The organism is Litorimonas taeanensis (genome assembly GCF_003634015.1).
In the GTDB taxonomy this organism is placed as follows: Bacteria; Pseudomonadota; Alphaproteobacteria; order Caulobacterales; family Maricaulaceae; genus Litorimonas; species Litorimonas taeanensis.
This window is the reverse complement of sequence record NZ_RBII01000002.1, coordinates 15,005-29,347: the sequence shown is the minus strand read 5'-3', so window position 1 is coordinate 29,347 and position 14,343 is coordinate 15,005. Positions and strand designations below refer to the sequence as shown.

Here is a 14,343-nt window from a genome sequence, read left to right as displayed (position 1 = left end):
ATGAATGCGCGTCAATCTCGAATTGGGTATTTAGGGTCAAAAGGGTCTTATACCCATCAAGCGGCCGAGGAACTTTTTAAAAACGAAAAGTTAGTCGGGTTTGCAAGTATTCATGAAATTGTTGAAGCCACGGAGCAAGGCGTGGTGGATAAGGGGGTCGTACCCGTAGAAAATTCCATAGCGGGCCGAGTTGCAGATCTTTATCAAATTCTTGATTTGATAAACCTTAGCATTGTGGCGGAACATTTCGTAGAAATTGCGCATTGTTTGGCTGTGCCAACACCTTCGGACAAAGATAAAGAGATAGACCTTAAAGAAATCGAAAATGTCTATAGTCACAAGCAGGCTCTGATGCAGTGCCGTGATTGGATGTCGAGTAAATTACCAGACGCCGAAGCTGTGAGCATGTCAGATACGGCAAGTTCAGCAAAATATGTATCCGAAACCGCATTAGAAACGAAAGCGGCTATTTGCTCTAAACGCGCGGCGGATATCTATAATTTATCGGTCGTCGCGGAAGATATTCAAAATATCAAACAAAATTACACCAGATTCCATGTGCTAAGCCGCCAGCCCGTACAGCCCGACAATCTTGCGAATTTACGGGCTATTACGACTGTAATTTTCCAAGTGAAACATACGCCCGGATCGTTACTTAAGGCCCTGAGCGCTATCGCTGAAAATGATGTGAATGTGGTGAAACTTGAAACCTATATGGTTTCTGGCCTTAGAGAAGCGCCTACATTTTACGTGGATATAGCCGTCAATCGATTTTCAGAGCTGGGTGAAAAAGCTTTGTCTGAACTGGCGAATAATACGTCATTCTTGAAAGTCATTGGCTGTTATTCTTCAAGCCCACTTCGCAGCGTGGTTTCGGGGTTCTTGTCAGTTTAAGTAGAGAGAGTTATTGGAAAGGTAAAAATCATGGATATTAATATTGGTATTAAAGCGGCGGACAGAAAAGTGTCTGCAGAAGCCGTTAGTCGTCTCTTGGCGGATACATATACGCTCTATTTAAAGACCCATGGTTATCACTGGAACGTCGAAGGGCCACATTTCCAACAACTTCATATTCAATTTATGGAACAGTATACAGAAATGTGGACTGCCGTTGATGAGTTGGCCGAGCGTATTCGTGCCTTAGGGCATTATGCGCCGGGGTCTTATGCAGAGATGGCGGCCTTGTCGAATTTGACAGAAGAATCTGGCCGTCCAGACTGGAAAGCAATGGTGACGACGCTTGCTAAAGGGCATGAACAAGTGGCTAAAACAGCTAGAGATGTGTTACGTGTCGCCGAGGAGGCAGGGGACGACGCTACGGCTGATATTGTTGCGCCGCGCGTCACTTTACATGAGAAAACAGCTTGGATGCTTCGCGCAACAGCGGCTTAAGGTCTTATGTGACTTAAAGCTTTTAGTGACTTAATGCCTAGCCCGCTTTCGCTATGGGGTTGGCATTAAGCTGATTTAGATGAAACTTAATCCGGTCGAATAATTCAGTTTGTTTGACCGGCTTAGAGAGAAAATCATCCATCCCTGCATCAATACAGGCTTGGCGATCATTTTTGAGCGCGTGACCTGTTAAAGCGATAATGGGCGTATGTTCTAGCCCCATCTCTTTCTCATAGGCTATGATCTGGCCAGAGGCTTCGTAACCATCCATGACGGGCATAGATACATCCATGACAATGACAGGGAAACGGGCAGGATCGGCTTTATAAAGGTTTAACGCTTCTTGACCGTTATTGACAAAATGAGGTGTGTAGGGTGATTCTACGAGCATGAGCCTTACGACCTCTTGGTTAAGAGGAAAATCTTCTGCAAATAAAATTTCAGTCTTCGCCGTCTGTTCAGGCTCTTTGGCCTCTATTTGCGGGCTATTTTGTTCGGACGCGATTGGGCTGGCCCGAGTTGGTACCGGCGTCGGCATAATACGTGTCTCAAGCTTGTCTTCGATGGGCGGCTGTGTCTCAGCCACAGGCGGTTGCGGGCTCGGTGGAGCGGGCTGAGCCATTTTCGGCATAGAGGTTAACTCTTGCAAAGCTTTGTGCAGGCGAGCTTCACGAACAGGCTTTACATGGTGGCCAACAATGCCAATTTTTTTCATATCGACCGAAGAAATAGAGGGGTCACAGGAAGAGAGCATCAGGATAGGCAAATTGGGAATAGTCGAGTTTTGGCTAATCATTTGCGCCCACTCAATGCCGTTAATCCCCGGCATTAAATAGTCGAGTACCACAAAATCGAAGGGTTTGTTCTCTTCTAGGCTGGTCTTAAGTTTTGCAAGACCTTCCACACCATCTTCTGCGGTTTCTGTGTCCACGCCCCAGCATCGTAATTGCTCCGTGAAAATTTGACGGTTGATCTTGATGTCATCAACGATCAAAGCCCGTTTGCCAAAGAGAGAGGAGGAATTTAGGGGGTGGTGTACAGCATTCTCATCAATTGGAAGCGGCACTTGAACAGAGAAGACTGAACCTACACCCAGTTCAGATGTCAGGCTGACACGTCCGCCCATCATTTCTACGATGCTTTTCGTGATGGCAAGACCAAGGCCTGTGCCGCCGTAAACGCGCGTTGTTGAGCCATCAGCTTGGGTGAACTTATCAAAGATATGGCCGAGCTTTTCTTTTGGAATACCAATGCCAGTATCGGCGACATCCAAGCGAATGAAGCATGTGCCGTCTCTAGGTTCGGAAACATCCACATTAATGGCAATATGGCCTTCACTGGTGAATTTAATAGCATTGCCAATCAAATTCGTAAGCACTTGGCGTAGACGCCCGCCGTCCCCAATAAAATGCTTTGGCATGTCGGGAGGGTAATTGATAATGAGTTCTAAATTCTTTTCTTGAGCTTTGGCCACCAAGAGTGACGTGACATCATTGATAGCTGTCTTCAAATCAAACGGAATAGGGTCCAGCTCAAGCGCGCCGGCCTCGATTTTAGAGAAGTCTAAAATGTCGTTGATAATCGTTAAGAGCGCAGCGGCGCTGTTATTGATGACTTCGACAAACTCTTTTTGACGTTCATCGATATTAGTATTGGCGAGCAGTTCTGCCATGCCCAAAATTCCGTTCATGGGTGTGCGGATTTCATGGCTCATATTGGCGAGAAACTCTGACTTCGCTTTACTGGCTGCGATAGCTTTGTCTTTTGCGTGTTCAAGAGCCTCGGCTTGATATTTATCTCTGGTTTTGTCCTGAACAAACGACCAAATTTGTAAAGGTCTGCCTGCGGCGTCGCGAATGAGTTCTGCTGTCGTGTGATGCCAACGCACATTCCCATTCACCGTTTTGGAGCGGCCCATAACGTCGAATTTTTTACCATGCTTTACGAGGTTTGCTATGGCCGTACGGTATCTTTCTTTGTCGTCGTCTTCAACAATCGACAAAATACCGTATTTGCGGATCATTGCGATTTTCTCTTTGCCAAAATAGGTGACGAGTGAAGTGCTAAATTGATACTGTTTTGTATTGAAATTATATGTCCAATATCCCGCGTTCCCAATCGCTAAAGAGCGCTCAAGGATTTTCTCTTTTTCTACGAGGTCAGAGACGTCTTCTGAAATGGAAATGGTAAAGTCATTCGGCAGGGACTTGCGGACATGGTGATGCGTTCTGCCATTACCGAGCGTCATAAGTTGTCGTTTGACGTCTTTCTCTGTCTTTTCGGCTTTTGATTGTTCTTCAGAAGAGAGTTTGTTCTTATCGAGAATTTTTTGAGTCAGTAGCCCGTTTTCCATCATCAAATCATGACAATGTGAGAGAGGGTCCCCAACCTTTAACTGTTTTGGAGTGATGCCGAGCTGTTTATAGGCCGCATCTGAGATAAATTGGTAATTGAGGTCTTTATCCAAGATGGAGACACTGACATCTAAGTGTCGACATAATATATCTAAAAATTGATCGCGATATTCAGGCGAGATCTGTTGGTCTATTTCTGATTTACTGACCTGCTTGGGCAGGGGGGGAGTGTCGCTCATTGATCAGCCTAAACTAAAGTTACATCACATTGATGATTCTAGAGCCTCTCTTTGAAGGATTAAGGTTAACAAAGCCCAAAAAAAAACCAGGTTTGCAGAAATCTGCAACCTGGTTTGAAGTCTTCGCTATACAAATCGGGGAGAACTGTATGCGGTAAAAACATAGCGGCAAAAGGGGAGGACGCCGCCGTGTTTCGTTGACTGTATCTAAGGATTTTCTTCAAAAGGGGAACCGACAGGGCCGCAAAGGACTTATGCAAAAAAGCATAGCTCGGGTTTTCGGTGCATTTTCGCGTGTTTTTTAGTTGGGCCTGTTGGAATTTGACCGATTAGCCCAGTTTCGAGTCGCCGTTTGCAAGAACTCACGAAAGACTTTGGCGCGCACTGAACCGCGTAACTGAGTCGGATACACGAAATACAAGTCAAAAGGCTCCCCAGATACGGAAGGCAGGACTTTCACGAGCCGGCGAGAGAGAACAGTCATGTAATCTGGCAGACCTGCAAGGCCGATTCCAGCTTCTGCAGCGCGCATTATGCCGTGCAGATTATTCACGCTTAAAATAGGTTTCCGTGGCGTAGCTGTGCCCGCGCCTAACAGCCAATTAGAGCTTCTGAGATTTTTAGGAATCAGTTCACCAAAAGCGACAATTCGGTGATTGTCCAAATCTTCGGCAGATAGGGGGGCGCCATATTCCGCTAAATAGCCATGACTGGCATAAATGCTTTGTGTGATTTGTCCGAGTTTACGTTCAATGACGTCGCCTTCAGTTGTGGGCCAAGGGCGTAAGGCGCAGTCAACATCAAATGCCGAGAGGTCGTGTTCTTCGTCCTCTAGTATTAGCTGCACATCAATATCTGGATAAGTGCGCATAAAGTCAGGCAGGACAGAGGTAAGCCAATTAGACCCGAGCGATATCGGAGAGGAGACTCTCAGCAGGCCTTGTGGCTTTTCACGACTATCTAATAAGGAAGATCGCGCTAAAGCGACCTTATGCGCCATATCTTGTGCCGCTTTATAAAGGATGTGTCCTTGCTCAGTCAGGGTCAGGCCGCGCGCATGACGATGGAAAAGCGACGTATCTAGCTCTTGCTCGAGGGCGGTAATCTGTCGTGACACAGCCGATTGGGAAATCCGTAAAATATCAGCGGCAGCGGTCAAGGACCCTTGCTCTGCCGCTGCGTGGAAGGTTTTAACCTTATCCCAATCGAGGGTGTCTGGCATCTATTCGGCGGCTTCTTGCACAGAAGCGATTTGATGCTCTGCTAAGAAACGCTCGGCTTCTAAGGCGCCCATACAGCCCAAACCTGCGGCGGTGACGGCTTGGCGATACGTTTCGTCTGAGACGTCGCCAGTCGCAAAGACACCTGGAATGTTTGTCGCTGTGCTGTCCGGGGCTGTTGTGATATATCCGCCTTCATTCATCTGAACATGGCCTTCGAAAACCGCTGTCGAAGGTTTATGACCAATTGCAATGAACACACCATGCGTATCACGCTTGAAAAGTTCACCCGTTTTGGTGTTTTTCAATTGTACACCAGTCACGCCAAGTGGGTCTTCATCGCCAAGAATTTCTTCTAAGGCCGTATCCCAAAGGATTTCAACTTTTTCATTGTTGAAAAGTCGCTCTTGAAGGATTTTTTCGGCGCGAAGTGTGTCGCGGCGATGCACTAATGTGACCTTGGAAGCAAAATTTGTAAGGAATAACGCTTCTTCTACGGCTGTATTGCCGCCGCCAACAACGACGACTTCTTTGCCACGATAAAAGAACCCGTCACATGTCGCACATGCCGAAACGCCAAAGCCTTGGAACTTGTCTTCGGAAGGTAGGCCTAGCCATTTGGCTTGCGCGCCTGTGGCAATAATAACGGCATCAGCTGTGTAAACTGTCCCGCTATCTCCTTTCATTGTGAAAGGGCGTTTTGTGAAGTCGACATCAATGATGGTGTCTTCATGAAAAGCGGTGCCAAATTTCAAAGCATGCTCTTTGAATTTGTCCATTAATTCTGGGCCCATTATTTCTGGGAATCCAGGATAGTTTTCAACGTCTGTCGTAATCGTCAATTGTCCGCCGGGTTGAAGGCCTGCAACAATTCCAGGTTCAAGCATAGCGCGAGCGGCATAGACGGCTGCCGTATAACCCGCTGGGCCAGACCCAATAATCAAAACTTTATGGTGAACCGTATCGCTCATGTCATTTTACCTTAGAAACTCTATGGGGCTAAACCCTTTCATTTGTAAATAGGGATAAGGTCTAGGATTCGCAACTCGGTGCTTAATTATAGCGGGGATAAAGCGGGGCAGACGCGTATTGTGCTAGGACTTGCAATTTATGAGGGCTTTTGCAAAGTCTGATTTATGAGAAATCTATTCCATTTTGTAGCTTTGTTCGGCGCGTTATTATTGGCCGCGTGCCAACCTTCTATTCAGGAGGAATACACAGAACAGCACAATATAGAAGAGCCCATTGAAGCCGCCCTCATGATAGAAACTGAAACAGCCTTTAAGCGCCCAAGAAGCTTTCAATATCTGCCCGAAAATTCTGTTTTAGTCTTTTCGGGTACGCAAGATTGGCGTCATGATTCAGGGATCTCTGGGTCTTTGGCTTTTTGGGCGAAAGAATCCGATTCAATGGGAACAGGGCTATTCACAACAGAATTGCCAGACATTTTTGCGGCCGACACTCTCGAAAAATTCTCTGTTATAATTTTAAACTCTGTCACAGGCGCCGAGGTGTTGCAGCCCAAGCATCATAAAGCGATAGAATTATTTGTGGCCAATGGCGGCGGGCTTATTCTACTGCATGGTAGCGGTGATTGGAGCGCTGCGGAAAAATGGCCGTGGCTGCAAGACATCATTGGAACAAAATTTACGTCTCATCCGATGGCGCCGCAATTGCAAAAAGCCCGCATTGTCACTTTGGCGCCAGAGCATCCTGTTATGGAAGGCCTTGCTGAGGGGTTTGAACATATCGATGAATGGTATAGTTTTGATGGCCCTGTGAAGGGCAAAGTGACAGTCTTGGCAGGGCTGGATGAGAGTAGCTATTCGCCCATAAATACAGTTTATGGGGATATATCTGATCTCAGAATGGGCCCCAACCCGTCCGATCACCCTATAGTCTGGGCAAAATGCTTAGGCCAAAGAACTGGGACAGGCCGTATGGTCTATTCCGCTTTGGGGCATGCGGCCGGTGCTTATGATGACGAAGCACATCAAACCTTGCTAAGAAATGCAATGGCTTGGGTTCGCAGAGACGTGGATTTAGAAGGACGTTTTTGTCCTAATTAAATATCTGTTCAGTCTCATTTAATGACCTGATTATCTATCCTAATTAATTGATGCATTGCGTTTGTCGTAATGCGCCCAGAGTCTTTCGGCCATTCGTTTTGTTTCATTAAGCGGTCTATAATCAGGCGCAATGGGGTTGCCGCTATAAGGTCTAAGATTACAGCGCGATTCTAGCGCCTTGTGTAAGTGTTCAAATTTCCCTGCATGGCCGGATAAGGGCAGCATAAATACGGGCTTACCGGTGCTACAGCTTTCGGTCAGCATATTCGTGCTTTCAGCCGTGACTAAGATGATTTCCGCGCCGCCAAGAAAGGCGAAATAGGGATTATCGTCGCCATCTTGATGGAGCCAAATATGCGGCAAGCTCTGGGCGAGCTGTTTATAATCTGAAATGGCCCATTCAGGCGTGCGGCGCGATGGGGTGATTAATAGGCTGTATCCTTGATTAGCCAAATCACGGGCGGCGGCGAGGTGGTTATCGTGATCGGCTCTGGAAAATTGAAACGTCTTGGATGGCCCCCCTATCAGAAATGCGGCCCGCGGCATAGGGAGGGTTTCGAGGCGGCTTTCAAAAGCCAGTGTGTCTTTGATAATGCGATCACGTGTGACGCGGTTAGGCGCGCCAATCATTGTTTCTACATTAGACCCCGATAAATCATCATGTTCAGGGGCGATGACAAGATCAAATCGATGGGGCGCAATCTTTGGATCTTGCACATAAACCGTAAAACATTTTGGATCTGATTTTTTTAATGCGAGCAAAGGGGCTATGGCTTGGCGTCCGCAGCCAATGGCTATGTCAGGTGCAGTCTGAGGGAGACCGTAATCTTTGGGCGAAGATTGGAGTCCAAATTGTATTTGAGGCGTAAGGGCGCTGAAGGCACGCCCCGACCTTAAGACATGTTTATCAATTTCAACGGGCCGAAAATCTGAAAGCGCTTCGGCCAGTCCCCATGCTTGATTTTCTATGCCCCGCCGACCATCGCTGATAACCCAGCAATCAAGGGGGTCATCAAACAAGGCCGCATTTGCATCGGCCATATTTACCCGAAGCTAACTTCCAAGATTTCATAGCCTTTTGAGCCGCCGGGCGCGATGACTTCAAAAACATCGCCGACTTCTTTGGAAATCATAGCGCGTGCAATGGGCGATGTGATAGAAACTTTGCCATTTTTAATGCTGGCTTCGTCTTCACCAACGATTTGGTAAACACTTTCCTCGTCTGTGTCTTCATTGACAATTTTCACTGTCGCGCCAAAGCGCACAGTGTCGCCCGACATCGTAGACGGGTCGATAACTTGTGCCAAAGAGAGTTTTGACTCAAGCTCTTGAATGCGGCCTTCAATAAAGCCCTGTTTTTCTTTGGCCGCATGGTATTCGGCATTTTCAGACAAGTCGCCATGTTCCCGAGCAACAGAAATCGCTTGAATGATTTCGGGGCGTTCCGTCGTTTTTAAGTGTTTTAACTCAGCTTCGAGGGCAGCATGGCCGACTACAGTCATCGGATATTTTTGCATAATCATCATTCCGTTCGCAAAAAAAAGTTCAGGCAAGACCCATAAGGTTTAGCCTCAAAGCGTCAAGCATAATCTGTCATGCTGATGGCTTTGGTTATAATTTGTAGCGATGGATATGGGGGCAGGGTCATAAAATTCAAGTCACTTTAGCCGCAAAACCATCAGATTTATCCAAGATTACATAGGCGATAAAATAGAAGGCAATAGAGTAAAAAGAGGAGGGGCGCCATTTTCCGGATAAAATGGCGACAGGGGTGCCACCCTGTCGCCCAAGCCCAAACCCCATTCGAAAGGAGACGAAATAATAAGTTTAAGCTGGGGTTTAATTTGGCGCGGCGAGGGGCAGAAGTCAATTCCGAATAGTGTCGGCGAAAAACAGCTGCGGCTTGTTATTAGGCGCAGAGTTAAGCATAAGGCAGGCATGAATAAGCAAGCCATCTTACCCACCCTATTTGTGTTTTTACTGCCCTTTTTATGTGATGTGATAATCTTTGGCGGGTCAGGGCAAAGCGATAAGGTTTTGCAAGCCCCTGCCATCTTGATAGGAAATGCAGTCTTTGCGGCTTTCCCCTTCCTCGTTATCGGTGCGGTGATGCGGCCTCGTCGTTCTGTAACGCTCGCGCTGTGGGTCACAGCCTTTTTGACAGGCCTAGTGTGGATGTCATATGCGATTTCAGGTTGGGGATATCAGATTGAGAAAAATGACGGCATGGCCAATTTGGGACTTAGCATGTTCCTTATGGTATGGCCCTTTATTTGCGTCATATTAATGGGTGTTATCGCAAAGTTTAAAGAAGCGGATATTCAGGGCGGCTCAAATGTCTAAACTCGAAATTGCTCTCTTTCCTTGCTTGTCAGATAATTATGGATTGCTGATACATGACCCACAGTCTGGGAAGACTGCGGCGATAGATACGCCTGATGCAGATGAAATCACGAGACAATGTGAGGCGCGCAACTGGGGTCTGACAGATATTTGGAACACACACCATCATTGGGACCATACGGGTGGAAACTTAGCCTTAAAAGAAAAGTATGGCGTCAATATTACAGGGCCGAACATGATTGAGGGCCGTATTCCGGGATTGGATATTGGTGTTGGTGAGGCGGATATTTTCCAATTTGGCCATCATGACGTTAAAGTCTGGCATACGCCGGGGCACACAAAAGACCATATCGTATATTATGTACCCGATGCAGAGGCTATCTTTGTGGGGGATACGTTATTTGCTATGGGGTGCGGGCGTTTGTTTGAGGGAACGCCCCTTCAAATGTTTGAAAGCCTAAAAAAATTGGCGAGCTTGCCACCAGAAACCAAAGTCTATTGTGCCCATGAATACACGGTTTCTAATGGGGAGTTTGCTATAACAGTGGAATCTGAAAACCCCGCGCTTAGAGCCGCGCTTGGCGATGCGAAAACGAAACGCACTAAGGCTGTCCCAACCATTCCAACCACAATTTCGAAAGAATTGGAAACCAACCCATTTATGCGGGCTGAGACCCCTGAAATTTTAGGTCAAATACGCGCAGCCAAGGATAATTTTTAGATTTCTTACTGTGTTAAATAAAAAAACATAAAAGAATCAAAGGCTATTCATGAACCAAATGTGAACATAACTTTCAGCCTAGGCCTAACTCTGTTATGCTAGACAGAGTTTATGAAAAACCTATCTTATATACGCGCAGGACTGTTTAGTTCCGCCCTTCTTTTTTCAACAGCATTTGGAACGGGGACTTTGGCGCAAGAGTCGAATAGCTCACTCCCCAACCTCAGCCCCTCTGAAATTGCCAGTGACGTTACGCTTGAAGTCAATAGACGCACTGGGGCGGAAGAGCTTATTGCCCCTACTTTCGATCCCTTCGAAGAAGACCGTACTCTGGCTGGCTCGGTCAATTTGCGCGCCATTGATGGGCCGCTGACATCGATTGATGGGGTTTCGCTTCAGGACGGCGCAATTTTAGACGTCAACTTTTTCTATAATTCAACCAGTAACGACCCGTATGATATTAGAGGGTTTAACGATATCGCCTTTCTTTCAGGCTCTATTGCGCCGGCTGTCTTGCGGGATAACCGCGTTTTAGAGTGTTCTACTAATGTGCGTGATGTCGTTTATGATCACACTTACTATACGGCTCCTATATTTTTGAGTTTTGGTTTCCATAGACCGTATCGTCACTATTCAGGACATAGAGGCTATGGGCGTTTTGATAGGCCTTATTATCGCAATCGCCATGCAGGGCGATACACAGGCTGGGGCCGAACATCTCCTCGCCGCGATTATGGGTATGGTTCACATCGTGGACGCGCGACACGTGATGATCGCAGAGACTCGAATCGTAATGACCGCTCTGATAATCGTCGCCGTGACAATCGAGAGGGCAGAGACGCGCGCGATCGCAACCGCACTACCACGCCATCGCCTGTGATACGCACCGATAGACGGGGCAATATGCGGGGCACGACACGCACGAACCCGCGGGCTAGTAATGAACGAAATAGAGATAATCGCCGCGATGACGCGCGTCAGACGGAACGCCGTGATAATGCATCCACTCGTACACGGACGAATCGGACGCAAACGCGGACGCGCCGAAATGATACAGATCGCTCTAGTCGTAATCGAAATACAAACCGAAATCGGAATGTAGAAAATCGTAATAATCGCACACGCACGGTTGCTCCGACTCGGGTCCAAGAGCCTAAGGTGACACGGGTTCACAGAGATATAGGCGTTTCGGATCGTAAACATCCAAGGCGACAAGCATCGACCTCTAATTCTGGGCCGAAATCACGTTCAACGCCAAATGTAAGGTCGACGCCAAAAGTGCGCTCCGCGCCCAAACAGCGTTCTGAGACCAAAGCGCGTCCGCAGCCTAAGGCGCGGTCTCTACCTAAATCTCGCCCTGACTCAGTGCAAAGCCGCAGCCGTATATCAAACCGCAGCGTGTTAAATTTCTTCCCTGCGAGCACAAGCTATAGCCGCGATGTTGTGCGTAGCGTTGATGTTGATTGCGCTCGGGAAGAAATGCTGAGCATTTTCATACCAAATGAACGTTTGGATGCCGCGCGTTTCGATGGCCTAACTGTTCTGGCGCTCGATCAAAACGGACAAGAATATCCTATCTTTATTCCGCCAAACTATATTGAGGGATTTCAGCAAGCCGTTCATTCCTGGTTTTCCGTTTCAGCAGGACGTCGAGTAACAGGGGCTGATTATTCGCGCCCCGTTTACCGAGAACCTGTTCACTCTGACACTATTCAGGCACCATGCCCGTCTGGGTCAACGAAACAGCCTGATGGCAGTTGTTTGCTCGATTCTGGACGCTATCCCTAAGATTTTTGAAGAAGCGTAAGATTTTGTTTCAAAACGGCACAGCTATTGTCCCGTTTTGTTCAAACCCTCTCTTTTTGGGCGTTAATTTGAATTATTTTCGCCTAAAAAACTTGGCATGGGCTTTGCAATTATAAAAGGGAATATCGGAGCCGCATAACTCTGACATTCTCACGATGGGTTTCAGCTCCCACTGAAGCCTATTGCTCATTAGGTTAGAAATTCAACCCGGTTGCCCGCATAAGCAACCGGGTTTTTCTTTGTTCAAACCTTAAGCTAAATTTGCCATAGCTCTTTGAACACAAGCTATGCTGTGTTGAATAATGCCGTTTGCTTGACCCATTACCACAGGGCTTTATTGTCCGCAAAAAACAGGGCTTAATGGCCCGTAAATATGACATTGATCGGAAAAACCATGGGGATTCTCAAGACAGTAAAACGTGAAGCCAAATATATAGGTGGCTTATTGCGAATGCTGAAATCTGTTAAAGATGTGGATGCAGAGAGTAATCACTTAATTGCCGATGAACTTGAGCGCCGCGTGGATGCGTTTGGCTCTAATATCGCCTTTATAGAGGACGACCGTCAATGGACATATGATGAGTTCGAAACATATGCCAATAAAGTAGCCGGTTGGGGGCAAAAACTAAGTTTGAAAGCAGGAGACACGGTTGCTGTTTTTGTAAGGAACCGGCTGGAGTATGTTGCGCTCTGGTTTGGTTTATCTAAATTAGGTGTCACGCCAGCTTTGCTTAACTTTCAACTCTCAGGCTCTGCTCTTGCGCATTGCGTCAATATTTCTGAAGCGGCCCATTTGATTATGGATCACGAAATGGTCGACCAATGGGAAACGGCCAAGAAAGAGCTGAAAGTTGAATTAAAAGTGTGGGCCGCTTTCGGTGAATTAAGCGGCTATGAGAGTTTCGATCACGCCGTGAGTGAGATCGTTCCGCATCGCCCTGAAAAAGCCTTACGCGAAGGTTTGACAGCGGGCGGTATGGCAATGAAAATGTTTACCTCTGGTACGACAGGCTTGCCAAAGGCGGCCAAGGTCACACATGTGCGGGCTCAGAATTATATGCGCGGGCTTGGATCGGGCGCAAAATCAGGGCCGACAGACCGTATGATGATGGTTCTCCCGCTTTATCATGCCACGGGCGGCTTGGTGGGGGTAGGCTGCGCTTTGACAAATGGCGGCGCTGTTATCGTTCAATCAAAATTCTCAGCTACAAAATTTTGGGACGAAGCAGTCCGTCACGGTGCGACGCAATTTACGTATGTCGGAGAACTATGCCGGTTTTTATTATCGACTCCTGCTCACCCGTTGGAGCGTGAACATAAAATCAAATGGGCTATCGGTAATGGATTGCGCCCAGAGGTATGGGAAGGTTTTGTAAAACGCTTTAATATTCCGCATGTCATTGAATTTTACGGCGCGACAGAAGGCAATGTGAGCCTGATTAATGTCGACGGGCCGATTGGCGCGGTAGGGCGCGTTCCTGACTATCTGAAGTTTAAGTTTAATATCGACATCATCCGATTTGATGTGGACACAGAAGAAAACCCGCGCGGGTCTGATGGTTTCTGCGTCAGAGCTGATGTTGATGAAGTGGGCGAAGTTATCGGCGAGATACGGTCTGATGATGCGCGCTTCCGTTTTGATGGATATGAGAATAAATCCGCAACGCAAAAGAAAATCTTACATAATGTTTTCAAAAAGGATGATGCTTGGTTCCGTACAGGCGACCTGATGAAGCGGGATAAGCTGGGGTATTATTATTTCATGGACCGCGTTGGCGATACTTATCGCTGGAAAGCCGAGAACGTGGCAACAGGCGAAGTCGCGGCTGTTTTGTCGAAGTATGAAGGTATAACCCAAGCCAATGTCTATGGTGTTGAAGTGCCTGGTTATGATGGACGGGCGGGTATGGCATCTCTGGTTAGCGAAGTCGAAATTGATCTAGAGAAGTTATGGGACATTATTAACGCTCAATTGCCATTTTATGCGCGTCCCGTCTTCCTGCGTCTTTCAAATGAATCAGATACGACCTCTACATTTAAGTTCAAAAAAACGAATTTGGTCAAAGCGGGGTTTGATCCTGCTAATGTATCCGAGCCACTATATTATGCTGATACGGCCAGTGGCATGTTTAAGCCGATTGATGCGGAGACATTTGAAAAAATTAATAATGGTGACATACGGCTTTAATTCGTCAATGT

Annotated in this window: 12 protein-coding genes; 7 read left to right on the top strand and 5 right to left on the bottom strand. The window is 47.1% G+C overall.

Annotation, left to right across the window (positions count from 1 at the left end):
* Together DES40_RS07995 and DES40_RS07990 are read left to right on the top strand one after the other, a co-directional pair.
* A complete protein-coding gene (locus DES40_RS07995) occupies positions 1-894 on the top strand; it encodes a prephenate dehydratase (RefSeq protein ID WP_121100579.1) in 894 nt (297 codons plus the stop codon).
* A 30-nt stretch (positions 895-924) separates the two neighbouring features.
* Positions 925-1,392, top strand: coding sequence for a Dps family protein (locus DES40_RS07990; protein ID WP_121100577.1), 468 nt, complete (start codon positions 925-927; stop codon positions 1,390-1,392).
* Positions 1,393-1,429: 37 nt separating this feature from the next.
* Here DES40_RS07990 and DES40_RS07985 read toward each other — a convergent pair whose 3' ends face one another.
* The 3 genes from DES40_RS07985 to trxB form a co-directional block, all read right to left on the bottom strand.
* A complete protein-coding gene (locus DES40_RS07985; RefSeq protein WP_121100576.1) occupies positions 1,430-3,985 on the bottom strand; it encodes a PAS domain-containing hybrid sensor histidine kinase/response regulator in 2,556 nt (851 codons plus the stop codon).
* A 301-nt stretch (positions 3,986-4,286) separates the two neighbouring features.
* Positions 4,287-5,207: a LysR family transcriptional regulator gene (locus tag DES40_RS07980; RefSeq protein WP_121100574.1), complete on the bottom strand. Its 921-nt coding sequence runs from the start codon at positions 5,205-5,207 to the stop codon at positions 4,287-4,289.
* Positions 5,208-6,176 carry a thioredoxin-disulfide reductase gene (gene trxB / locus DES40_RS07975; protein WP_121100572.1) on the bottom strand — a complete coding sequence of 323 codons (969 nt, stop codon included), beginning with the start codon at positions 6,174-6,176 and terminating at the stop codon, positions 5,208-5,210. It lies immediately after the preceding gene.
* A 165-nt stretch (positions 6,177-6,341) separates the two neighbouring features.
* Between trxB and DES40_RS07970 the strand changes: the two genes are divergently transcribed.
* The gene (locus DES40_RS07970) at positions 6,342-7,274 is read left to right on the top strand and encodes a ThuA domain-containing protein (RefSeq protein ID WP_121100571.1); all 933 of its coding nucleotides are present in this window, start codon (positions 6,342-6,344) and stop codon (positions 7,272-7,274) included.
* A 39-nt stretch (positions 7,275-7,313) separates the two neighbouring features.
* On the opposite strand, the gene DES40_RS07965 is transcribed toward DES40_RS07970, so the two are convergent.
* On the bottom strand, positions 7,314-8,315 hold the full coding sequence (locus DES40_RS07965; RefSeq protein WP_121100569.1) for a mitochondrial fission ELM1 family protein: 1,002 nt from the start codon (positions 8,313-8,315) through the stop codon (positions 7,314-7,316).
* Positions 8,316-8,317: 2 nt separating this feature from the next.
* The gene (gene greA / locus DES40_RS07960) at positions 8,318-8,791 is read right to left on the bottom strand and encodes a transcription elongation factor GreA (protein ID WP_121102863.1); all 474 of its coding nucleotides are present in this window, start codon (positions 8,789-8,791) and stop codon (positions 8,318-8,320) included.
* Positions 8,792-9,212: 421 nt separating this feature from the next.
* Between greA and DES40_RS07955 the strand changes: the two genes are divergently transcribed.
* From DES40_RS07955 to DES40_RS07940, 4 genes are all read left to right on the top strand, one after another.
* Positions 9,213-9,617, top strand: a complete 405-nt coding sequence (locus DES40_RS07955; RefSeq protein ID WP_121100567.1) for a hypothetical protein — start codon at positions 9,213-9,215, stop codon at positions 9,615-9,617.
* Positions 9,610-10,338, top strand: a complete 729-nt coding sequence (gene gloB, locus DES40_RS07950) for a hydroxyacylglutathione hydrolase (RefSeq protein WP_121100565.1) — start codon at positions 9,610-9,612, stop codon at positions 10,336-10,338. Before DES40_RS07955 ends, gloB begins: the two co-directional genes overlap by 8 nt.
* A 111-nt stretch (positions 10,339-10,449) precedes the next feature.
* Complete coding sequence (locus DES40_RS07945; RefSeq protein ID WP_121100563.1) at positions 10,450-12,126, top strand: hypothetical protein; 1,677 nt, start codon at positions 10,450-10,452, stop codon at positions 12,124-12,126.
* A 412-nt stretch (positions 12,127-12,538) separates the two neighbouring features.
* Positions 12,539-14,332 (top strand): long-chain-acyl-CoA synthetase, encoded by a 1,794-nt coding sequence (locus DES40_RS07940; protein WP_121102861.1) that lies wholly within the window; start codon positions 12,539-12,541, stop codon positions 14,330-14,332.
* Positions 14,333-14,343 lie beyond the last annotated feature (11 nt).

Coding starts and splice junctions, on each gene's coding strand:
- DES40_RS07970 (WP_121100571.1), top strand. CDS start 6,342: ATGAGAAATCTATTCCATTTTGTAGCTTTGTTCGGCGCGTTATTATTG.
- DES40_RS07940 (WP_121102861.1), top strand. CDS start 12,539: ATGGGGATTCTCAAGACAGTAAAACGTGAAGCCAAATATATAGGTGGC.
- DES40_RS07990 (WP_121100577.1), top strand. CDS start 925: ATGGATATTAATATTGGTATTAAAGCGGCGGACAGAAAAGTGTCTGCA.
- DES40_RS07980 (WP_121100574.1), bottom strand. CDS start 5,207: ATGCCAGACACCCTCGATTGGGATAAGGTTAAAACCTTCCACGCAGCG.
- DES40_RS07955 (WP_121100567.1), top strand. CDS start 9,213: ATGAATAAGCAAGCCATCTTACCCACCCTATTTGTGTTTTTACTGCCC.
- DES40_RS07945 (WP_121100563.1), top strand. CDS start 10,450: ATGAAAAACCTATCTTATATACGCGCAGGACTGTTTAGTTCCGCCCTT.
- gloB (WP_121100565.1), top strand. CDS start 9,610: ATGTCTAAACTCGAAATTGCTCTCTTTCCTTGCTTGTCAGATAATTAT.
- DES40_RS07985 (WP_121100576.1), bottom strand. CDS start 3,985: ATGAGCGACACTCCCCCCCTGCCCAAGCAGGTCAGTAAATCAGAAATA.
- DES40_RS07965 (WP_121100569.1), bottom strand. CDS start 8,315: ATGGCCGATGCAAATGCGGCCTTGTTTGATGACCCCCTTGATTGCTGG.
- DES40_RS07995 (WP_121100579.1), top strand. CDS start 1: ATGAATGCGCGTCAATCTCGAATTGGGTATTTAGGGTCAAAAGGGTCT.
- trxB (WP_121100572.1), bottom strand. CDS start 6,176: ATGAGCGATACGGTTCACCATAAAGTTTTGATTATTGGGTCTGGCCCA.
- greA (WP_121102863.1), bottom strand. CDS start 8,791: ATGCAAAAATATCCGATGACTGTAGTCGGCCATGCTGCCCTCGAAGCT.